A 25,515-nucleotide genomic window follows, 5' to 3' on the forward strand; every position below is an offset into this window, starting at 1 on the left:
ACCAACTAATACTAATTTATACTGGCTCCCCATAAAGGTCAAAATCAGAAGCTGAGGTAATCTTTATCTTCGCAAATTCTCCCATTTTAAGATAAAACCTAGAAGCATCTATTAATACTTCGTTATCAACATCCGGAGAATCGTATTCTGTTCGTCCTACAAAATAACCTCCTTCTTTTCTATCAATAATACAACGGTATTTTTTATCAATTTTCGATTGGTTTAACTCCCAAGAAATTTGAGATTGAATTTCCATTATTGTGTTTGCCCGATCTTGCTTCACTTCCTCCGGAACATTATCTTCTAATTTAAAGGCATGAGTATTCTCTTCGTGGCTATAGGTAAAACACCCCAACCGCTCAAATCTCATTTCCTCTACCCATTTCTTTAGTGTTTCGAAGTCTTCCTCAGTCTCCCCAGGATAACCAACAATTAAGGTAGTTCTAATACCAATGCTAGGCACTTCTGCTCTGATATCTTCCAATAACTTAGTGGTTTTTGCTTTTGTTGTACCACGTCGCATACTCTTTAGAATTGGGTCGGCAATATGCTGTAAGGGAATATCCAGATAATTACAAATTTTAGGCTCCTCACGCATTACTTCCAGTACATCCATAGGAAATCCTGTTGGAAATGCATAGTGCAGCCTTATCCATTCTATCCCGTCCACCAGAGCCAATTCCTTTAACAGGGCAGCTAAATTTCGTTTCTTATATAAATCGAGTCCGTAATAGGTTAAATCTTGTGCAATAAGAATTAATTCTACCACTCCCTTGGCTGCCAACTTTTCTGCTTCCTCCACCAAGGCTTCAATGGGTTTACTTTTGTGTTTTCCGCGCATTATTGGAATAGCACAAAAAGAACATGGCCTATCACAACCTTCTGCTATTTTTAAATAAGCGTAATTTTTAGGTGTTGTAGTGAGTCTTTCTCCTATGAGTTCATGCTTGTAGTCTGCACCAAGAGCCTTTAATAAATAGGGCATGTCTGTAGTTCCAAAATAAGCATCTACATTAGGAATTTCCTTTTCTAAATCCGGTTTATACCTTTCACTAAGACATCCTGTAACAAAGACCTTGTCTACTTCTCCATTCTTTTTCTGTTCTACAAAATCTAATATGGTATTTACACTTTCTTCTTTGGCATTCGCAATAAAACCACAGGTATTTATAACTACTATGTTTCCTTCCTCTTCATGTACAACCTCCTTATCGTTAGCCCGAAGTTGGCCCATAAGTACCTCAGAGTCATAAATATTCTTAGAACAGCCAAGGGTCACTACATTAATCTTATTCTTTTTTCTTGTCTTTGTGCGCATGCATTGTAATTTGACTGGCAAAAATACGATTTGCATTCTTAAGACATCCCCTTAAACGGATTTTGTTGGGCTGCGGCCCTAGTATTTTTATAGAAAAAGATTGAAATCAATTAGGAATACGATTAATTGTATTTTACAAAAGGCGTAAGTATTATGAACACAAGCTTAACTTCTGTTTTATCTTTAACCTAGGTTTGATGTTCTAGATATACAAATCAAAAAAAATCTGCTTACGATAGCTTAGTCTCTAGAGCTATTGATTTTCTTTTGCCAATTCAGAATATTCGCTTCATTAAGTCGCACAAATTCATCTTTGCCTAAAGAATCAGCGATCTTACGGGAAGTAGTGGCAGAACTAATGGCGTTCTTATAATTTCCCAATGCTGCTTCAGCCAAAGACTTCACTCTAAAAAAATAATAGGTTTTTCCACCTAGTGCTATGGCCTTATTAACATAGTTGAGAGCTACAGAAGGATTTCGATTCTGTTCCACAAGATACCGAGCAGCCTCATAATAAGTCTGGGCAGTGGGCTGTTCTTTTAATGCCCTCTCTATACTTGTTTGCATTAAAACATCTGTCTCAACTTCAATGGGTATGGAAATAAGAGTATTCTCCCAGAGCCAATTCATCTTAGTACCATTGTGCGTAATACTGTCGAATGTAATAAGAAAATTTTCTTGGTAGTCTTTCGTTCTGCTAGGTCTTATTCCTATTCTTAACGCGTCCTTCTCGGGCATGTATTTGTCCCTACCATCACCCCAAAGGGTAGTATCCGTATGAAATATTATATCCCAGTAATCCTCATAGGGGAATGCATACAAGGCATAGGTGCCTTTAGCCAAGTGCTTGCCACCAATTTTCACATCTGTATCCATGCTGAATTTAGTAGACTCATTTGCCCCAACTCGCCATATGCGTTTGTATGGTACTAAGCCACCAATAATTTTTCTACCCCTTGCTGCTGGACGAGAATAACTAACTTTAAGTTCGGTAAGACCTACTTGTTGAATAATTTTAGACGGAGGACTAACTGGCGGAAACTCTATTTGCGAGTAGACTCCTATAGAAAAAAGCAATAGTACTAATGTGGAACTAAGTTTCAATTGGATAGATTAAAGAATGAATCTACAAATTCTAGTTTATTAAAAACCTGTAAGTCTTCAATTCCTTCTCCTACTCCAATATACTTTACCGGAATTTTAAACTGATCGGATATACCAATAACCACCCCGCCCTTTGCCGTACCATCCAATTTAGTTACCGCCAAGGAAGAAACTTCCGTTGCCTTAGTAAACTCTTTTGCTTGTTCAAAAGCATTTTGACCTGTTGAACCATCCAGCACAAGCAAAACCTCATGCGGAGCATCTGGGACTACCTTTTGCATAACTCTTTTTACCTTTCCCAATTCATTCATTAGATTAACCTTGTTATGCAATCTTCCTGCGGTATCAATTAAAACAACATCGGCATTTTGGGTAACAGCCGAGCTCAGTGTATCATACGCCACAGAAGCCGGATCACTCCCCATTTTTTGTTTAACCAAAGGAACACTCACCCTATCTGCCCATACTTGTAATTGATCTATTGCTGCCGCTCTAAAGGTGTCTGCCGCTCCCAAGACTACTTTTAGTCCCTGGGCTTTAAACTGGTGTGCCAGTTTGCCAATAGTTGTAGTTTTCCCAACACCGTTTACTCCAACCACCATTATTACATATGGTTTTTTACCTTCTGGTAGTAGAAATTCTATACCCTCACCAATATTTGTTTCCGACAGCAAGCCAGAAATTTCTTCTCTTAAAATAGTATTTAGCTCGTCTGTGCCTAAATATTTATCTCTAGAAACTCTTGCCTCAATTCTTTCGATAATCTTTAAAGTAGTACCAACGCCCACATCGGAAGTAACCAATACCTCTTCCAGGTTATCCAAAACATCATCATCAACTTTAGACTTTCCTGCAACAGCCTTACTTAACTTTGAAAAAAAGCTAGTCTTAGTTTTTTCCAACCCCTTGTCCAAAGTTTCCTTTTTTTCCGAAGAAAATATTTTTTTAAACAGACTCATAATGCTGACTTGTGTTGAACAACAAATATATGAAATTAAAAAAGCCGCTTTCTAACGAAAGCGGCTTAGTATCTAATTTGAGTTAGCTTGTTATTTCGAATTTAACCATTCGTTCACCATTTCTGGTGGCATAACAGATTCTACAAAAGTGTAAGCCCCTGATTTTGGAGATTTTACCATTTTTATAGCTTTCGTTAATCTTTTAGAACTAGATTGTAAGCTTGCTACTGTCTTCTTTGCCATGGTTCCTTATTTTATTTCTTTGTGAACAGTCATTTTCTTTAGAATAGGATTAAATTTCTTAATCTCTAATCTATCCGGACTATTCTTTTTATTCTTAGTTGTTATATATCTTGACGTACCTGGTTGTCCAGAATTCTTATGCTCCGTACATTCCAATATTACCTGAACTCTATTCCCCTTTTTTGCCATTATCTTGTATATTTAGAAGAATTATTTTACCAATCCTTTGGCTCTGGCTTCCTTTAAAACAGCCGAAATACCTTTTTTATTTATCGCTTTTAAAGCTCTCGTAGAAACTTTTAAGGTTACCCACTTATCTTCTTCTGGGATATAAAACCTTTTTTTGGAAAGATTCACGTCAAATCTTCTCCTCGTTTTATTGATAGAGAAGGAAACGTTGTTTCCAAACATAGCTTTCTTTCCGGTAAGTTCACAAACTTTTGACATGATGCTACTCTTTACTTTATTTTAAACAGGGTGCAAATTTAATTCATTTTTGCGGGACCGACAAAATTCTCTCCTAGAATTTTAAAATTTCTTTTTGAAGCATTTGAATGGCCATATGTACTGCCTTTTGCACAATTCTTGTACGATGATTTCCCAAAAGACTTTTAACGGAAAAAACGCTGTTAGGAGTAGCAATCGCTATGTATACTGTTCCTATGGGAGCATCTGAATCTCCTTTAGTCGGGCCAGCATTTCCGGTAGTGGCAATGGCAAAGTCGGATTTCATTATTGTTTTTACATTAAGGGCCATTGCCTCCGCCACTTCTGCACTAACAACGGAATGTTCCTGAATCAGTTCGTTTGGAATATTCAAAAGATTCACCTTCATCTCTGTTGCATAGCTTACAATGCTCCCTAGAAAAAATGCCGAAGCCCCTGGAATTGCAGTAAATTGCTCTGCTATTTTACCTCCGGTAAAACTTTCAGCTGTTGCTAGTTTAAGGTGCTTATCGGTAAGTAATTTTGCTACCACCGCTTCAATTGTTCCTGATTCTTCTTCGCCTGTAATAATATCTCCAATAAGAGAGTAAAGCTTTTTACTCTCCATGCGAACTCGTTCTTCAATTAACGATCTATCGGACCCTTTAGCCGTTAGCCGTAATCGGACTTTTCCCAAGTTCGGCAAGTAGGCAAGTTTTATAAAAGAAGGGAGGTTATCTTCCCAGTCCTCAATAATATTAGCAATTGAACTCTCCCCCATACCATAGGTCATAATAGTTTTATGGTATATATAAGGTCTGTCAAAAGTTGCCATAACCTTGGGAATAACCTCATTTGTCAGCAGGCTCTTCATTTCAAAGGGAACACCGGGCAAGGAAACAATTGTTGTTTTCTCCATAGTAATCCACATACCAGGTGCAGTCCCATAGGCATTATGTAAGACCTTTGCTTTTGAAGGAACGAAAGCTTGTTGTCTATTAACATTGGAAATTGGAGTGGAGATATAGGAACGGAATAATTCTTCAATATGACCTAATACTTCGGTGTTTTCTATTAGGTTATCATCCGTAAATTCACAAAGAGTATGTTTGGTTATATCGTCTTTTGTAGGGCCAAGTCCCCCTGTAATTATGACTAATTCTGCTCTTTCCTGTGCCTCACTCAACGCATTTAAAATATGATCCCTGTCATCCTGCACTGAAGTAATCTGATAAACAGAGACACCTATTTTATTTAATTCCGTAGCGATAAAGGTTGAGTTGGTATCTACAATCTGCCCTATTAGTATTTCGTCACCAATAGTTATTATTTCTGCAAACATTATAAGCTAAAGTCCTTTTTCAGTTCAGAAATAACTTGTAGTACATCTTTTTTCAAAAGAGGAAATTTACTTCGTACAACCTCAATTTTTTCAGGATCCTTTCCAAGTGTTTCAATTTCAAAAGCAGTTGCTCTGGCCTCCTCCATTCCCAATAAATCTACATTAGGTTTAATCTTATGACCTAACATGTATATATTTTGGTGATCACCCTCATTGATTGCCTTTTCCAGATCCTCTAAATCTTGTGGTACCTCCTCCAGAAAAACGGTAACAACAGATTGGATGAAATCCTCATCTCCATCGGCCATCTCATTGATCTTATGCAAACTGTAAATCATTTATTTTATTTTAACTTTTAATAATTCATTTCCTTCAAGTATGCCTATAAGGTAGTCATTTACTGCAATTTTACCAACCCCTGCCGGTGTCCCGGTAAAAATTATATCTCCTTTCTTTAGCATGAAAAACTTGGATACATAGGCAATAATAGAATTAATATTCCACAGCATATATTTCGTATTTCCCTCCTGCACGCTTTGTCCGTTCTTTAAGAGAGTGAAATTAATATGCTTAAGATCTTCCACAGATTCTTTATTTATCCATTCCCCTATGACTGCCGATCCATCAAAACCCTTGGCTTTTTCCCATGGTAATCCCTTTTTTTTAAGAGAAGACTGCAAGTCTCTGGCTGTAAAATCTATGCCCAAACTTATCTCATCATAATAGGTCGATGCAAACTTTTCTTGTATATGTTTACCTACCTTATTAATCTTTACTATAACCTCTAGCTCATAATGGACTTCCTTCGAAAACTCAGGGATATAAAAATCTTGTTCTTTTGGAAGTACTGCAGAATCTGGTTTAATAAAGATTACGGGTTCTTCTGTTTGTTCATTATTCAATTCCCGAATATGATCAACATAGTTTCTTCCTATACAGATAATCTTCATGCTTTACTCCTTATTTATAAATCTAAATTATTTGGTATTTAAGGCACTTAGCTTTATTTGTGTAAGTACTTTCTTTGTATATAGAGGAAAGTCAGCGTTCAACAACCAGCCAAAATAACCCGGCTCTTTTTCCAAAACTTCTCTCACCTTCTTCCCCTTGTGTTTTCCAAAAGAGAAAATTTCTTGCTGCTCGGCATTTAAAATGATAAATCCTGCAAAATCTACCGATTGTCTTCTTCTACTAAATTCTGATAATTTCTTAACATTGTTTTCAAGTTCTGGGTATTTTTCTAATTGCCCCAAGAGAACCTCATAGGTGGCCAGAGTATCTGCCTCAGCACTATGTGCATTATCCAACTCCTTTCCACAATAAAACTTATAGGCAGCCGACAGGTTGCGCTTTTCCATTTTATGAAAGATCGTCTGTACATCTACAGAACTCATGTTCTTTAAATCAAAATCTACACCCGACCTTAACATTTCTTCCGCTAAGAGAGGAATATCAAAACGATCAGAATTAAAACCAGCCAAGTCCGAATCCTTGATCATCTGGTAAATCGATTTTGAAAGCATTTTAAAGGTCGGTTCATTGGCAACCTTTTCGTTCGAAATACCGTGTATAGCAATTACTTCTTCCGGAATCTGAATTTCTGGATTTACCAACCAAGTCTTACTCTCCTTATTGCCATTAGGATAAATCTTTAAAACGGATATTTCTACTATTCTGTCCTGGGATACATTAGTACCTGTGGTCTCTAAATCAAAAAAACATATCGGTTTACTTAATACTAATTCCATTTGGATAAAGGTTTAATGTTGATTCTGTGGTAGTAAGTTAATAAGTGTTGAGACTCCTTGTGTATTAGTGAATGTCAAACATATAATACACAAAATCAGAAAAAGCTACTATCAAATTTCACGATTAATATCCCAGGCTTCAAGATAATCTGCAACGGACTTAACAAACATACCACCCAGGGCTCCATTTACAACCCTATGATCATAGCTATGAGATAGAAACATTTTACTTCTAATTCCTATATAATCGCCTTCACTTGTCTCTATTACTGCAGGAACTTTCCTAATAGCCCCCAATGCTAAAATACCCACCTGTGGCTGATTAATTATTGGAGTGCCAAATACACTTCCAAAAGAACCTACATTAGTTACTGTATAGGTCCCATCCTTAACTTCGTCGGGTTTAAGTGCATTATTTCTGGCTCTAGACGCCAAATCATTAACTACTTTAGCCATACCAACTAAATTTAACTGATCTGCATTTTTAATTACTGGAACAATAAGGTTTCCATCTGGTAAGGCAGCGGCCATTCCAATATTTATGTTTTTCTTCTTAATTACGGTGTCCCCTTCAAGAGAAATATTTATTAAGGGAAATTTCTTAAGCGCTTTGGCTACAGCCTCCATAAATATTGGGGTAAAAGTCAGTTTCTCACCTTCTCGTTTTTCAAATTCTCCCTTAGTTTTATTTCTCCATTCTACAACCTTTGTGACGTCAACTTCAATAAAACTCTGTACATGTGCAGAAGTATTTATACTCTCCATCATATGATGAGCTATGAGTTTCCCCATTCTTGAGAGCGGGATTCTTTCGGCTCCGGCAACATTGCTTAATCCCGAGGCAACCTTTTGCTGTTGCAATTCCGGTTTAGTTATTTGTTCGTCCACCACCACTGCTTCTCTCTCCTCTGGAATAGTCTCTACCGGAGATTTTTTTCCTTGATCAATAAATGCTAGTATATCATTTTTTGTTACTCTCCCATCTTTACCCGTTCCCTTTAAGGTGTCTAATACAGCAATGGAAATTCCTTCCTCTCTTGCAATATTCTTTACTAAAGGAGAATAAAAGCGACTACTTTCTGCCTCCGAGAGCTGAGGAGCTGTTAATTGAGATTTAATTTTCACGACATCTTCCTCAATGACTTTTACAGCTTCAATTGCAGGTTCATTATCTTCTGATGAGGAAGTGTAGGTTACTTTTTCACCTTCTCCTTCTATATCTATTACCGCTACGGTCTGCCCTACCTTTATTACTTCGTCAATATCAAAAAGCTTCTCCAGGAGCACTCCTTCTACCTCCGATGGAACCTCGCTATCTACCTTATCCGTTGCAATTTCAAAAACTGCTTCATCTAATTCAATGGTCTCGCCAACTTCTTTAAGCCAAGATGTTAAGGTAGCTTCTGCTACACTTTCCCCCATCTGAGGTAGTTTTAGTTCAAATTTTGCCATATTGGTATTTAAAATGCATTTTTGACTATATATTTTGCAAAAATACTAAAAAAACGTCCTTATCATTACATTTATTATACGATTTCCCTTTAAGATGCTTTCAAAGAACTTTCAAAAGGGATTCGGTTTAAAATACTCCTACCTAAAGTTACTTCATCTGCAAACTCTAATTCATCTCCAACCGAAATTCCTCGTGCTATAGTTGATATAGAAATGTTATAAGGTTTTAAAAGTTTATATATGTAGAAATTAGTTGTATCACCTTCCATCGTTGAACTTAGGGCAAATATTAACTCCTTAATCTTTCCTTCTTTAACTTTATTTGCCAAGGATGAAATGGTTAGATCGTGTGGTCCTATACCTTCCATGGGAGATATTTTTCCTCCCAACACATGATAACGTCCTTTAAACTGGCCCGTATTTTCAATAGCCATTACATCTCTTATATCCTCTACTACACATACTATATGTTCTTGTCGATTGACATTCGCACATATTTCACAGCAGTCTGAATCTGAAATATTATGGCAGTGTGCACAATACTTTATTTGCTCTCGTACAGCTGCAATAGCCTCAGACAATGCGGTACTCTGTTCTTTTGGCTGTTTTAAAATATGTAATACCAACCTTAGGGCCGTTCGCTTGCCAATACCCGGCAATTGAGACATTTCGTAAACTGCGTTCTCTAGAAGTTTGGATGAAAATTCCATAAAAGCAAAATTACGTAATGTTTTAAGTTTTTGTACTTTGCGTTTGCAATTTATTTTTATGACCGCAACCCATATTCTGCTTCTTATTGGGGGATATTTTATTCTTCTACTGTTAATATCTTTTTTTACCGGGAAGAACGATTCCAATACTGATTTTTTTAAAGCTGGCAAACAATCCCCTTGGTACCTTGTGGCCTTCGGCATGATCGGGGCTTCTCTTTCTGGGGTTACCTTTATTTCCGTACCTGGGTGGGTAGAGAGTTCGGAGTTTAGTTATATGCAGGTTGTATTTGGGTATTTAGCCGGCTATTTTGTTATCGCCTTTGTATTACTTCCCATATATTATAAGCTAAATGTCACTTCTATATATGAATATCTACAAGGTAGATTTGGTGTGGTGAGCTATAAAATTGGCGCAATTTCATTTTTTATCTCTCGTGTTTTGGGAGCCTCGTTTAGACTTTTCTTGGTAGCCATTGTACTGCAACAATTTGTATTTGATTCTTGGAATATTCCTTTTGAACTGACTGTTGTTTTGTCTGTTATGCTAATTTGGGTTTATACTTTTCGCGGAGGAATTAAGACCATTGTCTGGACCGATACCTTGCAAACTTTATTTATGTTGCTATCTGTTGGACTCTCTATATACTTTATCAATGATAAAATAGGGTGGTCTTTTTCCGAATTTTATAGTTCAAGTGAATTACAAAACTATAGCCAGATAGTTTTTACGGACGACTTTTTTTCGAAAACACATTTTATTAAGTCTTTTATGGGAGGTATGTTTATTACTATTTGCATGACGGGCTTAGACCAGGATATGATGCAAAAAAATCTTACTTGCAAAAATCTTGGAGATGCGCAAAAGAATATGGTGTCCTTTAGTCTTATTTTGGTCGTGGTAAATTTTGTTTTTCTCCTGCTGGGAGCTCTACTGTTTATTTATGCTGCCAAGTTTAATGTGGCTACTCCCCTGATGGACGGAACTCCTAAGTCTGACCTATTGTTTCCTGAAATAGCATTAAATAGTGGGTTGGGAATTACCGTGGCTATAACTTTTATGTTAGGCCTAATCGCCGCAGCATATAGCAGTGCAGACAGTGCACTTACTTCATTAACCACATCTTTTTGTGTGGATTTCCTGGACATTGACAAAAAAGCAGTATTTAAACAAACCAAAATTCGTAAAACCACGCATATCTGGATGAGTGTACTTCTGATAATTGTTGTAATATTATTTAAGTACGTATTGGATAGAAATGTAATCGACGGACTTCTCACTGTAGCTACCTATACCTATGGCCCACTTTTAGGTCTGTTTACTTTTGGTATATTCACCAATTATCAAATAAAGGATCGCTTTGTTTGGATTGTGGCAATATCAGCAGTTTTAATTGCCCTAGCCTTAGCTAAGATACCTGCAGAATCTATAGGAGGATATGTAGTTGGTTACGAACTTTTGCCTATAAACGGCTTATTAACCTTTATAGGCCTTTACCTTATAAGAAAAAAAGAATAAGATACCTCGGTATTATTATTTAGTACTGCCCAGTTGCCAGTAATACCAGAGTGCAGGCTACCTCGACTTCTATTCCCTCCTCTTCCAAAAGAGTGAATAATTCCGGATTTTCACTTCCTGGATTAAATATTACCCGCTTCGGAGACAACTTAAGTATCTGGTCATAATATTGAACCTGCCGCGAAGGACCTAGATATAGAGTAATGGTATTAATATCGGAGAAAACATCCAGTCTATCTTGTACCTCTACTCCGGCGATGGAACCTTTTTTTAATCCAAATGCATTGGTTTCGATTTGCTTATCCCTTAATCTTCTTACTGCAATATTGCTATATCTACTTGGGTTTAAGGATGCTCCAATTACTAATGTTTTCTTCATTGTAAAACTTTAAAGGTTAAAGTGTGTTAATTACTGTAACTAAAGTCATTTTTCTTCGTCTTTCTAATTATAGCGATTAAAAACGTTGACTTTACCATATTTTTATAGTTAATGGTTAGTGTTTAGTATGGTATGTCAACGAATGAAACCCCGGCTTTTTGTCGGGGTTTTAGTTTTTTCTTACACCACATAAAAACTAGACTTGCATTTTAATTAAGAGATAAAAGTAAGCTATATGTAGAAAGTGCAGGTCACTGGACACATCTTCTTAACTATCTGAAGAGAAAAGTTTTTTATGTTAAAACGTAATTCTGTCGTAACATAAAGTGCTTCCCCTCGTCTACTCAATAACATCAATCAATTAATCAAAAAACGAACAATCATGAGAAAAGTAGTATTACTTACTACCCTTCTATTGCATGCTCTGATATGGGCAGGAGAATCATCGGAAAAGTCAGATTTAAAAATTGGCAGTATTACCGGAAAAGTCGTAGACAAGAATGGGGAGAAGCCCATTGCCTATGCTGCCATAGTGATAAAACTAGCCAGTGACAATTCTACTATAACCGGAGGCATTACAGAAGATGATGGTAGCTTTGAAGTAAAAAAGCTACCAGATGGTGCACTAATTCTTGAAGTACAATACATAGGCTATAAAACCCATATACAAAGAATAGATATTGGAGAAAACAAACGCGTCCTTAATATGGGTTTAATTAAGCTTGAAGAAGAGGCAGAACAACTTACGGGTGTGGAAGTAGTTGCAGAAAGAACCACTATTGAACAAAAGCTTGATAGAAAAGTTGTGAATATTGGTAAAGATCTAACTACAGCCGGAGCGACAGCCTCTGAAATCATGAACAACATTCCCTCAGTAAATATTGACCAGCAAACAGGAGAACTATCGCTGCGTGGGAATTCTAATGTGAGAGTTATGGTTGACGGTAAATTATCGAATGTCCCGGTAGCCCAATTACTTAGGCAAATACCCTCTACTTCAATCAAATCGATCGAATTAATTACAAATCCGTCTGCCAAATACAATCCAGAAGGAATGAGCGGAATTATAAATATCGTATTACATAAAAACACCAATATTGGTTTTAATGGAAATACTAATATTGGTTTAACTGTAGGAGAAGAAGCTAAATTTAATAGCTCTCTAGACCTCAATTACCGCAATGGAAAACTAAATATTTATGGCAACTACGGTAACACCACGGGTAAATATGTGAATGACGGCTATATTTATAGATTTGAAGAGGATTCTGAGCAGGTATTCGATTTTTTGGACAATAGAAAATCAAACCTTTTTAAAGTGGGTATGGATTTCTACTTAAACGAGCATAATACCCTCTCCTTTTTTACCAATCAAAATTTCTTTGATGGCACTACTCAGGGCACAACCGTGGTGACATATTTTCAGGATATGGCCAGGAATACCACACAAGTATTCAGGAATCTTAATGACAACCACAGTCAGCAGTATAATTTCGACTACAAACACCAGTTTCCAAAAGAAGGCCATAGTATAGAATTAGAAGCAGATTACAATCAATATAAAGAGGATGAAAATGCCGACTTTAAATCGACTGGCAGTAATCCTTTGCCAGACTATATGGACTTTGTTGATACCAAAAGGACCCAAACCATAATTAATTTAGACTATGTAAACCCCTTAGATTCTATTTCCAAACTCGAAATGGGGGTAGAAGCCAGGGTATTTGAAACGGAGGTAGAATATGCCTCTACTGGTTTGTCTTTCACCCCAGATGGCGCTCTTATACCAACGCCTGATACAGATTTTATATACGGTATGGATATCTACTCTGCCTATGCCACCTTTGGGCAACGCTACAATAAATGGTCTTACCAGATAGGGTTAAGGGTCGAGGACGTTGAAGTTAAAGCGGATACCAATCAGGTAAGCACTTTTACAGATAAATATACCGAGTTCTATCCTTCCGGATTTGTAACTTTTAACCCATCTGATAAGAATCAATTTCAACTCAGCTTTAGTAGACGTGTAGACAGGCCAGGACTCACACAGGTGAATCCAATCAGAGAATGGTCTACGCCACTAATCTCCTCTTTTGGGAACCCATATCTTCTGCCGCAATTTACTATGTCTTATGAGACTAATTATACAAGGCGATTTAAAAACGGTAGCCTTACGGGAGGATTGTTTTACAGAAGCATAACCGATGAAATTAACCGGGCCGTTTATATTGATCGACTAGATTTGAATAGGATAATTCTCAGTTTTGATAACTTCGACAATACTTCTGCCTATGGTCTAGAACTAAGTAGTAACTACAAGCTAACAAAGTGGTGGAATTTTAATGTAAGTTTTGACCTTTACCATCAAACACAAAGAGGGCTAACGGAAAGTTTGGACCCAGGCATAGATCCGCCAACTGAAGAAGATATAATTACCCAAGAAGTAGAAGTGGAGAACACTGCCTACAACTTTAGAATGAATAACAGTTTTAAGGCAACTAAGAATCTTACTTTTCAGCTATTTGGCTTCTACAGGGGACAGAACAGGACTATTCAATTTAATGTAGAACCCATGTATTTTGTAAACCTAGGCGCCCGCTATAGTTTTGCCAAAGGAAAAGGTACTTTCAGTGTGAATGTAAATGACATCTTCAATACTATGCAATTTGCTTTTGAAGCAGACCAACCCTTTGCTCAAAAAGGTCATTTCAACCCAGAAAGTCCAACTGTTTTCACAGGAATTTCCTATAGATTTGGTAGTGGAAAGAATAGAGCTGCTCAACGAAAAAGACGAGATAGCAATACCAAACAAGGCGGAGGAGGTATACTATAAGATCTATTGAAAATATCTGCAAAGATTTTAGTTGGTTATCTTTAGCCGTGTTTTCAATAATTATACCCCGGGAATTCCCGGGGTATTTTATTTAGCATCATCCAGTATGTCTGTTGGTAATCCATCAAGACTAGTGGTATTTTTAAGTGACCAATACTCTTCTATCCCCTGATCGCCCTTTCCTTCAGCCCAGGATTCAAGCATAAGTCTTTCCTTTTTATAATCCATCAAAGGTACTCCCATGCCACAGGAAGTTTGTACCATTTTAATTTTTAAATGTATTAACTGTCTACTCCCAGGAATCCTTGGAAAAAGCCTAATGTTATTTTTATAGAAACTATCGCGCTTGTGATATACAGTGGCCTCACCATAAAGTCTTAGAATAATGGGCTTCCCATCAAAAGCACAAAACATAATGGTCATTCTTTTGTCGTACTTTAAATGCGCGGCAGTTTCATTCCCGCTTCCTGTGAGATTTAGCCATAGAGCCTCATTGGGGTTTAATATCCTAAAGGCATCCATCCCCTTGGGTGACAGATTTATAAAACCTTTATCCATAGCAGTTGCCACAAAAAAAATCTTCTGGGCGGCAATGAACTTCTCATGTTTCTGATTTATACTTTCGTACTGCTTTCCCATTATATGAATCCTTTTGTTACCACCTTATGATGGCACTTCCCCAGGTAAAACCGCTTCCAAAAGCAGCCAAGACTACAAGATCACCTTCTTTAACCAATCCTTGTTCCCAAGCCTCTGTTAAGGCTATAGGTATTGAAGCTGCTGTAGTATTTCCATATTTCATAATATTATTAAATACCTGACTATCTTCCAATCGAAATTTTCTTTGAATAAACTGGGCAATTCTAAGATTAGCTTGGTGCGGAATTAACATGTCAATATCCGTTGCCTCTAATTGGTTAGCCTTTAATCCTTCAACAATAACCTCACTAAAACGTACAACGGCATTTTTAAATACAAATTGGCCGTTCATATGAGGAAAATAAGAAGTGTCTTCCGGGTCATTGTCCTCAAGAATATCCGAAACCCAGCGTTTTCCCATTCCCGGTGCAATCAGGGACAATTCCTCAGCGTGCTGCCCTTCCGAATGTAAATGCGTAGAAAGAATTCCCTTAGTCTTGTCTTCTTCTCTGGTTAAAACTGCAGCACCAGCCCCATCCCCAAATATTACGGACACACCCCTGCCTCTAGTTGTCATATCCAAGCCGGAAGAATGAAGTTCCGAGCCAATAACCAAAACATTTTGGTACATCCCGGATTTTATATACTGATCTGCCAGTGAAATCCCATATACAAATCCAGAACATTGGTTACGAATATCAATGGCACCCACAGTTTTAATTCCCAAGTCTCGTTGAACAAGTACGCCCGGACCCGGAAAATAGTAGTCAGGACTTAAGGTAGCAAAAACGATAAAATCAATATCATCCTTGTCGATGCCCGCCCTTTCAATGGCTATTTTTGCGGCTTTTACACCCATGCTTGCCGTGGTATCCTCTCCTTTAATGACATGCCTTCTTTCCTTAATTCCAGTTCTTTCCTGAATCCATTCATCATTAGTATCCATCAATTTCGATAAATCGTCATTGGTAACTACATTTTCTGGTACAAAGTACCCGAGGCCTAAAATTTTTGAATTGTACATGGTTTGGTTTTATTGAAAATAATCAGAAGCCTGTACTCAGAACCCATGAGAAACTGACTTCAGAAAATAATTTAATAATCTAAGGTAATTAAAAAAAACATTCTGTAGGCTTAGAACTCTTACGAAACCAGATACTTTTGAAAAGAGTTAACCTCAACCTTGGCCTTTAAATCATGTAGAAGGTTAAATAACCCAAAGAAGGTTCTGTTGATATAAAGGAAGTGCTTAGAGCCTCTATTACCATTCATTTTTTTTATATGCTCATCTTTGGCATACCGCTCCCCTAGGGATGCAATTTTATACCAAAACTCGTCAGCGCCAAAATCAAAAACTTCCTCATTAAAGGGAGAAGTAAATAGGGTAAGCATTTCCTTAAAGAGATCTTTAAAAAACAATAATTCTTTAGTAGAATCTTCCGTTCTTAAGATTTCCAATTCATAGAGTTTTTGTGTAAAAAACTGGTCGTCTTCAATATTTTCTTTTTTCGCCAATTCAAAATACGGCTTGTAAAAATCAACAGGAATGTGTTTAATACATCCAAAATCTATGGCTACCAGCTTATTGTCGTTGCTGACTAAAAAATTCCCCGGGTGTGGATCTGCATGTACCTTTCGCAGTCCATGAAGCTGAAACATGTAAAAGTCCCACAATGCCTGGCCCAATTTATTTCCTAAAGAGGCGTCGAAATCCGTATTGGCAAACTCACTTAGATGAACACCATTCATCCAGTCCATAGTTAGAATTCTATCACTAGAAAGGTCTTTGTAGTATTTAGGAAATACAATGTTTGGAATTGCTCTACATGCCCTTGTAATTTCTCTACTTTGCTCTAATTCTAAATTATAGTTCGTTTCCTCCACTAATTTGTTTTCTACCTCTTTGAAATACTTATCAGAATCCTTGCCTTGAAGATTAAACATTCTAATGGCAATTGGTTTCACGATAGACAAATCACTACTAATACTTTCAGCAACACCCGGATACTGGATTTTTACAGCAAGATTTTTACCATTCTTAGAGGCACGATGCACCTGTCCAATACTTGCTGCATTAACAGAGTCTTTTTCGAAAGTGTCAAAAACTTCGTCTGGATACTTTTGAAAATATTTTTTAAAGGTTTTACGCACCAAAGGAGCGGATAAAGGAGGTACGGAGAATTGAGCCAAAGAAAACTTCTCCACATAAGCCGAAGGAAGCATGTTTTTCTCCATGCTGAGCATTTGGGCTACTTTTAAGGCACTTCCTTTAAGTGATTTAAGTCCATCATAGATATCAGCTGCATTCTCCTGATTTAACTCTTCTTTGTCTAATTCAGGATTCACTAGTTTTTTTCCGTAGTATTTTACATAGTTACCACCAACTTTAACCCCAGTTTTCACCAATTGACCGGCTCTCTCAATTTTTCCAGTAGGAATTCTATCAAGTGTCTTCATATACTACTCCTTATTATTTTTAAGCTATCCAAAGTTTTCTTTAAAAAGAAACTTACCAAAGTCAAGTATACTATTCAAAGGGGTGTTATCAAACACATCAAAAATCGTTTTTACAGACTTTTCAATGGCTATATCGGTTTTTTCAAAACCAGCAGAGGTATCTTCCTTCCAAAATTTCAGCAAGAATAATAATTGCAACCAGGCACCCTCTGAAAAAACCCTCGGGTTATTCTTTGTTAGTTTAACTTGTTTCTCCGCATTATCATCTTCAATTAATTCTGTAGCAAATTCTTTTACCCTATGCCGCAGACCTTTAAGTTGTTTCAAATGCTTTAGACCATCCCTGTTTTCCCCAAGAACAAATAAGACATAACTCCTGTTTAATCCCAACAATTCGAAAAATGTAAAAAAGAAAGACAACATTTTATCCTTACTTGAAAATTCAGGATAGTCCTTATCCTTTTGTAATAATTTCTCTGCATTGTCAAAAAATGCGTTCCATATGGCTTCCTGAATTCCAGAAATTGAGCCAAAATGCTGGTAAAACACTTCTTCAGGAACTTTTATGTCCTTACAAAAACTATAAATAGATTTCGGTATCACTTCATGGTCTAATACATATGTCATAAAAGAGGAAATAATTGCCTCTTTGGTAATTTTTTCAGCCCTTGTCTTTGTCGTCATAGTAATATAATTTATTGTTTATCTAAAAGTATATAAATTTAAACATTTTAAACTTATTAACCTGCCAAACTCAAAAAAGTGTGCCCCCAAAGAAGGTAAGCACACTTTCAAACAACCTAACCAATTAATAAACAAACTGATTACTATATCAACAAACTTTTTCATAGCAATTGACTTTTAGCAATCATTTGACAAATATAATTAATGTTTAACTAATAATACTATTTAATTAAACAAATATTATGTTAAAGTTTATGTGTTCTACAATTTCTTGCTTAGAGGTGTCAGTTTGTCACACTTTATAAATCTGGTACTTTTTTTGAAATAGGGGAAGTAATTAATTTAAATATAAAATGCAAGCATATGGCTACAGGTAAAATAAATGTTTCCGTGGAAAATATTTTTCCACTTATAAAGAAGTTTCTATACAGCGATCACGAAATCTTTCTTAGAGAATTGATATCAAATGCAACAGATGCAACCTTAAAATTAAAACACCTCACCTCTATTGGTGAAGCTAAGGTGGATTACGGCAATCCTATGATTGAAGTAAAGATCGACAAGGAGGCGAAAAAAATTCGTATTACAGACCAAGGTATTGGTATGACAGAAGAAGAAGTCAAAAAATACATAAACGAAGTGGCTTTTTCTGGGGCAGAAGAATTTATTGACAAATATAAAGACGCCGAAAAAGATTCCGGAATTATCGGGCACTTCGGTTTAGGGTTTTATTCTGCTTTTATGGTTGCGGAAAAAGTGGAGATAATTTCTAAAAGCTTTACAGATGCTCCGGCAATTCATTGGAGTTGTGACGGTTCTCCAGAGTTTACCATCGAGAAGGCGGATAAAAAAGATCGGGGTACGGAGATAATTTTGAGTATCGCGGAGGATTCTATAGAATTTTTAGAAGACAATAAAATTTCTGAACTCCTTACCAAGTATAATAAGTTTATGCCCATCCCAATTAAGTTTGGCACAAAAACGGAAACGCTGCCTAAGCCGGAAGGGGCAAAAGAAGAGGACCCTGCGCCAACAAAAGAAGTGGATAATATCATAAATAATCCACATCCAGCTTGGACCAAAAAACCATCGGACCTAAAAGAGGATGATTATAAGAATTTTTACAGAGAATTGTATCCAATGCAATTTGAGGAACCCTTATTTCACATTCATCTCAATGTAGATTATCCGTTTAACCTAACAGGAATACTTTATTTCCCGAAGTTGACAAATGATTTGAGTATTCAGAAGGATAAAATTCAACTATATCAAAATCAAGTTTTTGTAACAGATAATGTTGAAGGGATAGTCCCTGAATTTTTAACCATGTTGCGAGGTGTTATAGATTCTCCAGACATTCCATTAAATGTATCCAGATCTTATCTTCAAGCTGATGGTGCGGTTAAAAAAATCTCTTCTTATATCACTAGAAAAGTTGCTGACAAACTAAGTTCTCTCTTCAAAAATAATCGCGAAGATTTTGAAGCAAAATGGAATGATATAAAAATAGTGATTGAATATGGCATGTTGTCGGAAGATAAGTTTTTTGAGAAGGCCAATCAATTTGCCCTTTATCCTACGGTTGATGGCAAGTTTTACACCTATGCAGAGTTAGAAGAAAAAGTAAAAGACACACAAACAGATAAAGACGATAAACTAGTTCTGCTTTATGCCTCAGACAAAGAACAACAACACAGTTATATTGAAGCTGCAAAAGCAAAAGGGTATGAAGTTCTATTATTAGATTCTCCTATCGTATCACATCTTATGCAAAAGCTAGAGACTTCAAAGGAGAAATTGTCTTTTGCCAGAGTAGATGCAGACCATCTAGATAATTTAATTAAAAAGGATGAAACACAAATCAGTAAATTGTCGGATGAGGAAAAGGAAAAATTAAAGACGAATATTGAAGAAGTTTTATCTGATAAAGGCTATACTATTCAAATGGAAGCTATGGATAGCGACTCATCACCATTTATCATCACGGAACCAGAGTTTATGAGAAGAATGAAAGAGATGCAGCAAAATGGTGGAGGCGGGATGTTCGGAATGGGCTCTATGCCAGAAATGTACAATCTTATTGTAAACACTAATAATACGCTGATAGGTGAAATATTAAATACAAAGACAGCCAAAAAGAGAGAGCGGCTAATAAACCAATCCTTAGACCTGGCTCGCCTTTCAAAAGGCCTTTTAAAAGGGGAAGAACTCACCAACTTCATTAATAGAAGTTATGACATGATCAAGTAATTTTCATATTACAAGAATTATCTAAAAAGGCTGTTCTCTAGAACAGCCTTTTTATATTTGTATTACAATGGAGTCTTGGTCTTTATATTTTATGGCAGTGCTTTATATTACGGCAGGAATAATGCATTTTATAAAGCCTAGAATCTACCTAAGAATAATACCAGATTATCTCCCCTACCCCAGACTCTTAGTTTCTCTAAGCGGGATAGCCGAGGTAATTTTAGGTATAGGGCTAATGGTACCGGTATTAAAGAATTTATCTCTTCTTACACTAATTATAATGCTTCTTATTTTTTTAACGGTTCATTTTAATATGTTGAAGAATAAGAAGGCCTCCTTAAACCTGCCCAAGTGGCTCCTATTGCTAAGAATAATTCTACAATTCCTTCTAATATATTGGGCCTATAGCTATCTAAACATTTAACAGCAAACTATATAATAATTAGCTTAAAACAATCCATATATCCTTTAACATTGATTCCAATCTTAATTTGGATTAGAGCTCAAGTTTATAGAACTTGATAACTCAATACCAGAAAATTGGATAGCAACATTGTTTCTTTTATTCATGCCTTTGGCATACTTCAGGGCTTAATCCTTGGGGCTGTTTTGTTATTTATCAACAAAAAGCATAAATCTACCCTCTTTTTGGGTTTGTTCTTAATAGGATTTGCCATTGAGTTTCTGCCAATTCTATTAGAAGATTTAAAAATGTTAAAAGGCAGGCCTGGTCTTATTCTAATACCAATAAACTTAACATGGATAATATTTCCACTATTTTTTATTTATGTACAAAAAATATCCATTTTTTCCAATGAAAGGATTACTTATAGAGTTCTTTATCCCGGGGTCTTGTCCATTATTTTTCAGATATTTCTTTATTTCCTACCCGATTCCTCTAAAGACTTCCTCAGACGAACTCATATTTTTGACGCCTATTTTATCCTAGGTCTTATATACTCGGGGTATATCGTTTACAGAATAAATATTTACATTAAGCACCACACGCATGAGGTAAGAAATCAGTTCGCTTCAGACAAAAACAGACAATTGCAATGGGTTCGCTTTTTTGCAGCTTTTTGCTTGGCTTTGGTAGCTGTGCGTATTGGCACACTTTTTATCGATGACAATGATATGTTGGATCTATTTATATCCTTTATCAACCTAATATTTGTTTTCTCAATTGCCATAGTGGGTATTATTCAATACAATGTAATTTCTGCTGTACAGAAATACAACGCAGTAAATAAAGAAGGTGTTTTAAAAAAGGAAGTTCCCACTGAAAAGGTATTGGAATTAATTAATAGAATTGATGAATATGTCATAGACCATGAAATCTTTACCAAGCAAGATCTGTCTGTTGTCAATATCGCCTCTGCCTTAAACGAACATCCAAGGGATATTTCTATTGCAATTAACAAACACTACAACAAAAATTTTAATACTTATATCAACGAATTCAGAGTTAGCAAAGCTAAAAAGCTCCTAAGGGAAAATGTGCTAAGTAATCTCAGTGTTGAAGGACTTAGCAGGGAAGTAGGCTTTCATAGCAAAGCTTCTTTTTACGCTTCTTTTAAAAAAGTCACTGGAACCACTCCAAAAAATTATATGGAGGAAATGATGGTTAATTAATTCATAATCAAGTTCCTAAATATTTCTTAATATGCCGTTTTTCGGTTTATAATTCTGAAATCAATACATTCTGCTGGTATATTTTCAATTTTTCCTCATACTAAGATAGCATCTTTGCAAAGTGATTTGACATGTTTACATGAATGATTAATGTTTAGTGTTCACCTAATTGGAAGTGTGTAAATGGTGTTGAATTTTAGGTAGTTCCCAAAAAGGGCCATTTTGTGGCCCTTTTTTTTTAAAAAATGGTTATGGAATACATAGAACTTAGTCCTACAGCAAATTATAAGAGTTGGGAAACAAAACGTTTACAAGAGTTACGAAAAAAAGACTACTCCACAGATTTAGGACAAAACTTGCTCTTTGAAAATGCCGATTTCCGCCTATGGGATTTAAAATTAGAGCATAAAGAAAGGCTGCGTTTTCGGGAATTAAAGAATGATTTTAGCTATACGTGTATAAATGATGGCTGTGGCGTTATACATTTAGGAGACGGGAGAATAATGTATTCTCAATTTAAAAGAGGGACTGTCCATTTCGTAGAAATTCCTCAGAATGAGAGTCTCATAATAGATATTGAGAACAGCGGCCTGGAGACATTAAAACTTGTTCTTACAGAGATTTTACTACCTACAGAAACTTTTATCTAAAGAAGTGTGCTATGATAAAGTACTCCCTGATGCCTTTCTGATGCCCATGAAATGACAGAAAAATTGTTTCCATCTTCCCATGGAAATTGGGTCATTAGGGAGTATCTTTATACTATGCGTGTAATTTCTACAAATATTGGCTCAGAAACTCTGGTTAATTGGAAAGGAAAAGTTGTTGCCACGGGCATCTTTAAAAAACCGATACTTTCTCCAATTCTTTTGCAGGAAGAAGGAGTAGCCCAGGACAGTATCGCTAATAAAAAAGTTCATGGAGGTAAATACAAGGCCTGCTATCTGTTTTCGTCTGATTATTATGATTTTTGGAAAGAAAAATACCCAAATTTAACATGGGAATGGGGAATGTTCGGGGAAAATCTAACTGTAGAAAGTTTAAATGAAAAAGATATTTTTATTGGCAACATATATCAGTTAGGAACTGCACTAATCCAAATAACACAGCCCAGAGAACCCTGTTTTAAACTTGGAATTCGATTTAATGATCAAAGTATTCTCAAAGAGTTTATTAAACATGGACATCCAGGAACTTACGTTCAGGTTTTAAAAGAAGGTAAAGTAGAGGCTGGAGATCTTTTAGTTCTTAAGGAAGAATCCAAAACCCGCTTAAGCATTAAAGATTTCTATGAATTACTATTTGATAACCACAAAAACAAAGAACATCTTAAAATAGCCGTAGAGCATACAGCTATTCCTTTAAAAAAGAGAGAAAGTCTTAAAAAATATCTATAAAAAAAAGGAGGCCTTGCCGGACCTCCTTTTTGACAAACTAAACTAAACAAACTTCCTACTTCACTAAAATACTTTCAGAATAGGTAAGCATATCGTCTTTGACCAATACGGTGTAGCGGTCGTCGTGAGCTTTTTCAAAGTTGAAAGCTTTTTCAACAATGCTTTCTCCTTCAACAACCTCAGTATAAACAACTCGATTTTGACTATCAATCACTTTAACTTCAACGTCTTCCGCATCTAAGTTCAAGAGATTTAAAAAAACTTTGTTTTCTGTTTTTCTAAACACGGGCTTGGATCTTTCCTTTCTTTTGATAATTTCTAAGTCCTCCGATCCTACTTCAATAGTATAATATATAGTTCTTAGGCTATTATCTACTTCAAGGGAATAATTCCCTTTCTGAAGTTTAGAAAGATCAAACTTCTTGGCATAAAGTGATTTTGAAACGGTCTCGTTATAAATCACATTGTTTTCCTTGTCCAAAATTCTAAGTTTAGTAGTACTCCATTGTGTATCTAAAGTAAGTACTAGACTTTTAGATTCCCCATTGGCCTCTACACTAAATTCTGGATCTTTAGCTATTGTTGTACTCGTGACTAACAAAAAGCTAATAATTGCGGTAAATTTCATAATTGTTTTCATAACATTACATTTTAGAGTTAATGAATAATTTACAGTACAAACATAGAGTGAAAGGAAAGTCTAAACCACATCACTATTTTCTAATTTATATAGTATATTAACAGACTATGAACTAATCACAAACTACTAGGGTAATATTAAACATATATTGGGTAATTTTGGAAATATGAGCAGATTAAGCATTTTATAATTTTATACTATCAATCATCAAAAAAATGAAACAGTATAAACCAGCATTCGAGGCCATTGCACCAAATTTTGGACATTCCTATACCTACCAAAAATTTGATGCTTCAAAAAACAATAAAGACAACCTTTGGCATTATCATCCTGAAATAGAATTGGTATATGTAAATGGTGGTGCAGGCAAAAGGCAAATAGGCAGTCATATATCTTGTTATACCGACGGGGATTTAATATTAATAGGTAGTAATCTTCCGCACTGTGGTTTTACCGATAAGTTTACAGGAAACAAAAGTGAGATTGTTATTCAAATGAAAACTGACTTTTTGGGAAATTCTTTTTTCGATATCCCTGAGATGAAAAACATTCAGACGCTTTTTGAGATCGCTAAAGATGGAATAGCCTTTCATGGTGAAACAAAGAAGCTCGTTGGAAATGAAATGGAAAAACTAGAAGCACAATCAGAATTTGGCCAATTACTCTCCATACTAAATGTCCTAAATGAATTAGGCAAAAGTTCTGAACTAACTGTATTAAACGCCGAAGGTTTTACTTTTAAAACAGATATAGAAGATAACGATAGAATAAATATTGTATTTAATTATGTACGCAACCAGTTCAAAGACGATATTTCCTTAGCTGATATTGCGAGTATTGCGGGTATGACGGTTCCGTCCTTTTGCAGGTATTTTAAAAAAATAACCAATAAGACCTTTATACAATTCGTGAATGAATACCGACTTGTTCACGCTTCTAAGTTACTGGCAGAAAAACCAATGAGCATAACGGATATATGTTTTGAGAGCGGTTTTAATAATTTTTCTCATTTCAACAAGTCGTTTAAATCATTTACGGGTCAAAACCCTTCTGAATACAGAAATAGTCTTAAGAAAGTTGTAAAATAATGCCGAAATTTCCCGAGAGAATAGTTTTACCCATAAGGGAAGCAACAATTTCCTATTATCCAAATTTTCTTAGTACAATTGAAGCAAACGCCTGTTTTGAAGTACTAAAATCTAAAATAGTATGGCAGCAAGAAGAGGTTAGGGTATTTGGAAAAATCTATCCACAACCCCGATTAACAGCATTATATGGGAATAATCAAAATGCCTACACCTATTCCGGACTCACTTTATACCCAAAGGCCTTTACACCTACCTTATTAAACTTAAAGAAGAAAATTGAAACCGTTTGTCCTAACGAGTTTACCAGTTGTCTTTTAAACCTTTATAGAGATGGCAAGGATAGTAATGGATGGCATTCCGATGATGAAAAAGAATTAGGCATTAACCCCATAATAGCTTCCATTTCTCTCGGTCAAGAAAGAATGTTTCATTTAAGACATAAAGAAAAAAAAGACTGGAAATATAAAATGCCCCTGGGAAATGGAAGTCTTCTATTAATGGAAGGAGAAACACAGCACAATTGGCAGCATCAAATACCCAAGACAAGAAAAAAAATTAAGGAAAGAATAAACCTGACATTTCGTATTATTCCATAAAAAAATTGACTTAAAGTCAATTTTTTTACACCTCTATTTAACGCAAATTGATACACTGTCTTTAGCATGGAGGTAAATCTACTAATTTCCTCATGTACC

Annotated in this window: 27 protein-coding genes; 9 read left to right on the top strand and 18 right to left on the bottom strand. The window is 35.9% G+C overall.

Going from position 1 to position 25,515, the window contains the following annotated elements; translation table 11 throughout:
- Positions 1–16 precede the first annotated feature (16 nt).
- The 12 genes from rimO to recR form a co-directional block, all read right to left on the bottom strand.
- Positions 17–1,318 carry a 30S ribosomal protein S12 methylthiotransferase RimO gene (gene rimO / locus PXG98_RS12695; RefSeq protein WP_276391627.1) on the bottom strand — a complete coding sequence of 434 codons (1,302 nt, stop codon included), beginning with the start codon at positions 1,316–1,318 and terminating at the stop codon, positions 17–19.
- Between the two features lie 240 nt (positions 1,319–1,558).
- Positions 1,559–2,422: a DUF2911 domain-containing protein gene (locus tag PXG98_RS12700; protein ID WP_276391629.1), complete on the bottom strand. Its 864-nt coding sequence runs from the start codon at positions 2,420–2,422 to the stop codon at positions 1,559–1,561.
- Positions 2,419–3,381, bottom strand: coding sequence for a signal recognition particle-docking protein FtsY (gene ftsY, locus PXG98_RS12705; RefSeq protein WP_276391632.1), 963 nt, complete (start codon positions 3,379–3,381; stop codon positions 2,419–2,421). Before ftsY ends, PXG98_RS12700 begins: the two co-directional genes overlap by 4 nt.
- Positions 3,382–3,471: 90 nt before the next feature.
- Complete coding sequence (locus PXG98_RS12710; protein WP_276391634.1) at positions 3,472–3,624, bottom strand: DUF4295 domain-containing protein; 153 nt, start codon at positions 3,622–3,624, stop codon at positions 3,472–3,474.
- Between the two features lie 6 nt (positions 3,625–3,630).
- Complete coding sequence (gene rpmG, locus PXG98_RS12715) at positions 3,631–3,813, bottom strand: 50S ribosomal protein L33 (protein ID WP_276391635.1); 183 nt, start codon at positions 3,811–3,813, stop codon at positions 3,631–3,633.
- 21 nt (positions 3,814–3,834) lie between these two features.
- Positions 3,835–4,071: a 50S ribosomal protein L28 gene (gene rpmB / locus PXG98_RS12720; protein WP_276391637.1), complete on the bottom strand. Its 237-nt coding sequence runs from the start codon at positions 4,069–4,071 to the stop codon at positions 3,835–3,837.
- A gap of 73 nt (positions 4,072–4,144) precedes the next feature.
- Positions 4,145–5,392: a competence/damage-inducible protein A gene (locus PXG98_RS12725; protein ID WP_276391638.1), complete on the bottom strand. Its 1,248-nt coding sequence runs from the start codon at positions 5,390–5,392 to the stop codon at positions 4,145–4,147.
- Complete coding sequence (locus PXG98_RS12730) at positions 5,392–5,730, bottom strand: Hpt domain-containing protein (protein WP_276391640.1); 339 nt, start codon at positions 5,728–5,730, stop codon at positions 5,392–5,394. The genes PXG98_RS12725 and PXG98_RS12730 overlap by 1 nt, the downstream gene beginning before the upstream one ends.
- Positions 5,731–6,342: a fumarylacetoacetate hydrolase family protein gene (locus PXG98_RS12735; RefSeq protein WP_276391642.1), complete on the bottom strand. Its 612-nt coding sequence runs from the start codon at positions 6,340–6,342 to the stop codon at positions 5,731–5,733.
- A gap of 27 nt (positions 6,343–6,369) precedes the next feature.
- Positions 6,370–7,140 carry a 3'-5' exonuclease gene (locus tag PXG98_RS12740; protein ID WP_276391645.1) on the bottom strand — a complete coding sequence of 257 codons (771 nt, stop codon included), beginning with the start codon at positions 7,138–7,140 and terminating at the stop codon, positions 6,370–6,372.
- 111 nt (positions 7,141–7,251) lie between these two features.
- Positions 7,252–8,592, bottom strand: a complete 1,341-nt coding sequence (locus PXG98_RS12745; protein ID WP_276391647.1) for a dihydrolipoamide acetyltransferase family protein — start codon at positions 8,590–8,592, stop codon at positions 7,252–7,254.
- Between the two features lie 89 nt (positions 8,593–8,681).
- The gene (gene recR, locus PXG98_RS12750) at positions 8,682–9,302 is read right to left on the bottom strand and encodes a recombination mediator RecR (protein WP_276391648.1); all 621 of its coding nucleotides are present in this window, start codon (positions 9,300–9,302) and stop codon (positions 8,682–8,684) included.
- Between the two features lie 58 nt (positions 9,303–9,360).
- On the opposite strand from recR, the gene PXG98_RS12755 reads away from it, so the two are divergent.
- Positions 9,361–10,821 (top strand): sodium:solute symporter, encoded by a 1,461-nt coding sequence (locus PXG98_RS12755; protein ID WP_276391649.1) that lies wholly within the window; start codon positions 9,361–9,363, stop codon positions 10,819–10,821.
- A gap of 19 nt (positions 10,822–10,840) precedes the next feature.
- Here PXG98_RS12755 and PXG98_RS12760 read toward each other — a convergent pair whose 3' ends face one another.
- Positions 10,841–11,200, bottom strand: coding sequence for a CoA-binding protein (locus tag PXG98_RS12760; protein WP_276391650.1), 360 nt, complete (start codon positions 11,198–11,200; stop codon positions 10,841–10,843).
- A 382-nt stretch (positions 11,201–11,582) separates the two neighbouring features.
- On the opposite strand from PXG98_RS12760, the gene PXG98_RS12765 reads away from it, so the two are divergent.
- Positions 11,583–14,033 carry a TonB-dependent receptor gene (locus tag PXG98_RS12765; protein WP_276391651.1) on the top strand — a complete coding sequence of 817 codons (2,451 nt, stop codon included), beginning with the start codon at positions 11,583–11,585 and terminating at the stop codon, positions 14,031–14,033.
- A gap of 87 nt (positions 14,034–14,120) precedes the next feature.
- On the opposite strand, the gene PXG98_RS12770 is transcribed toward PXG98_RS12765, so the two are convergent.
- The 4 genes from PXG98_RS12770 to PXG98_RS12785 all read right to left on the bottom strand — a co-directional run bounded on the left by PXG98_RS12770 (position 14,121) and on the right by PXG98_RS12785 (position 17,813).
- Complete coding sequence (locus PXG98_RS12770; protein WP_276391653.1) at positions 14,121–14,672, bottom strand: pyridoxamine 5'-phosphate oxidase family protein; 552 nt, start codon at positions 14,670–14,672, stop codon at positions 14,121–14,123.
- 16 nt (positions 14,673–14,688) lie between these two features.
- Positions 14,689–15,696: a 3-oxoacyl-ACP synthase III family protein gene (locus PXG98_RS12775; protein WP_276391654.1), complete on the bottom strand. Its 1,008-nt coding sequence runs from the start codon at positions 15,694–15,696 to the stop codon at positions 14,689–14,691.
- Positions 15,697–15,815: 119 nt separating this feature from the next.
- Positions 15,816–17,129: an ABC1 kinase family protein gene (locus PXG98_RS12780; RefSeq protein WP_276391655.1), complete on the bottom strand. Its 1,314-nt coding sequence runs from the start codon at positions 17,127–17,129 to the stop codon at positions 15,816–15,818.
- 24 nt (positions 17,130–17,153) lie between these two features.
- A complete protein-coding gene (locus tag PXG98_RS12785) occupies positions 17,154–17,813 on the bottom strand; it encodes a TetR/AcrR family transcriptional regulator (protein ID WP_276391657.1) in 660 nt (219 codons plus the stop codon).
- Positions 17,814–18,176: 363 nt separating this feature from the next.
- Here PXG98_RS12785 and htpG point away from each other — a divergent pair, with 363 nt between their 5' ends.
- From htpG to PXG98_RS12810, 5 genes are all read left to right on the top strand, one after another.
- Entirely contained in the window at positions 18,177–20,063 is a 1,887-nt protein-coding gene (gene htpG / locus PXG98_RS12790; RefSeq protein ID WP_276391660.1) for a molecular chaperone HtpG, read from the top strand.
- Positions 20,064–20,130: 67 nt separating this feature from the next.
- The gene (locus PXG98_RS12795) at positions 20,131–20,487 is read left to right on the top strand and encodes a DoxX family protein (RefSeq protein WP_276391661.1); all 357 of its coding nucleotides are present in this window, start codon (positions 20,131–20,133) and stop codon (positions 20,485–20,487) included.
- A gap of 116 nt (positions 20,488–20,603) precedes the next feature.
- Complete coding sequence (locus PXG98_RS12800; protein WP_276391664.1) at positions 20,604–21,695, top strand: helix-turn-helix domain-containing protein; 1,092 nt, start codon at positions 20,604–20,606, stop codon at positions 21,693–21,695.
- Between the two features lie 251 nt (positions 21,696–21,946).
- Entirely contained in the window at positions 21,947–22,345 is a 399-nt protein-coding gene (locus tag PXG98_RS12805) for a hypothetical protein (protein WP_276391665.1), read from the top strand.
- Between the two features lie 51 nt (positions 22,346–22,396).
- The gene (locus PXG98_RS12810) at positions 22,397–23,092 is read left to right on the top strand and encodes an MOSC domain-containing protein (protein ID WP_276391666.1); all 696 of its coding nucleotides are present in this window, start codon (positions 22,397–22,399) and stop codon (positions 23,090–23,092) included.
- Positions 23,093–23,147: 55 nt separating this feature from the next.
- Here PXG98_RS12810 and PXG98_RS12815 read toward each other — a convergent pair whose 3' ends face one another.
- Positions 23,148–23,732, bottom strand: a complete 585-nt coding sequence (locus PXG98_RS12815; RefSeq protein WP_276391667.1) for a DUF3244 domain-containing protein — start codon at positions 23,730–23,732, stop codon at positions 23,148–23,150.
- 215 nt (positions 23,733–23,947) lie between these two features.
- Here PXG98_RS12815 and PXG98_RS12820 point away from each other — a divergent pair, with 215 nt between their 5' ends.
- Together PXG98_RS12820 and PXG98_RS12825 are read left to right on the top strand one after the other, a co-directional pair.
- A complete protein-coding gene (locus PXG98_RS12820) occupies positions 23,948–24,820 on the top strand; it encodes an AraC family transcriptional regulator (protein WP_276391668.1) in 873 nt (290 codons plus the stop codon).
- Positions 24,820–25,416: an alpha-ketoglutarate-dependent dioxygenase AlkB family protein gene (locus PXG98_RS12825; RefSeq protein ID WP_276391669.1), complete on the top strand. Its 597-nt coding sequence runs from the start codon at positions 24,820–24,822 to the stop codon at positions 25,414–25,416. Before PXG98_RS12820 ends, PXG98_RS12825 begins: the two co-directional genes overlap by 1 nt.
- Positions 25,417–25,515 lie beyond the last annotated feature (99 nt).

Source organism: Eudoraea chungangensis (genome assembly GCF_029360665.1).
Taxonomy (GTDB): domain Bacteria; phylum Bacteroidota; class Bacteroidia; order Flavobacteriales; family Flavobacteriaceae; genus Eudoraea; species Eudoraea chungangensis.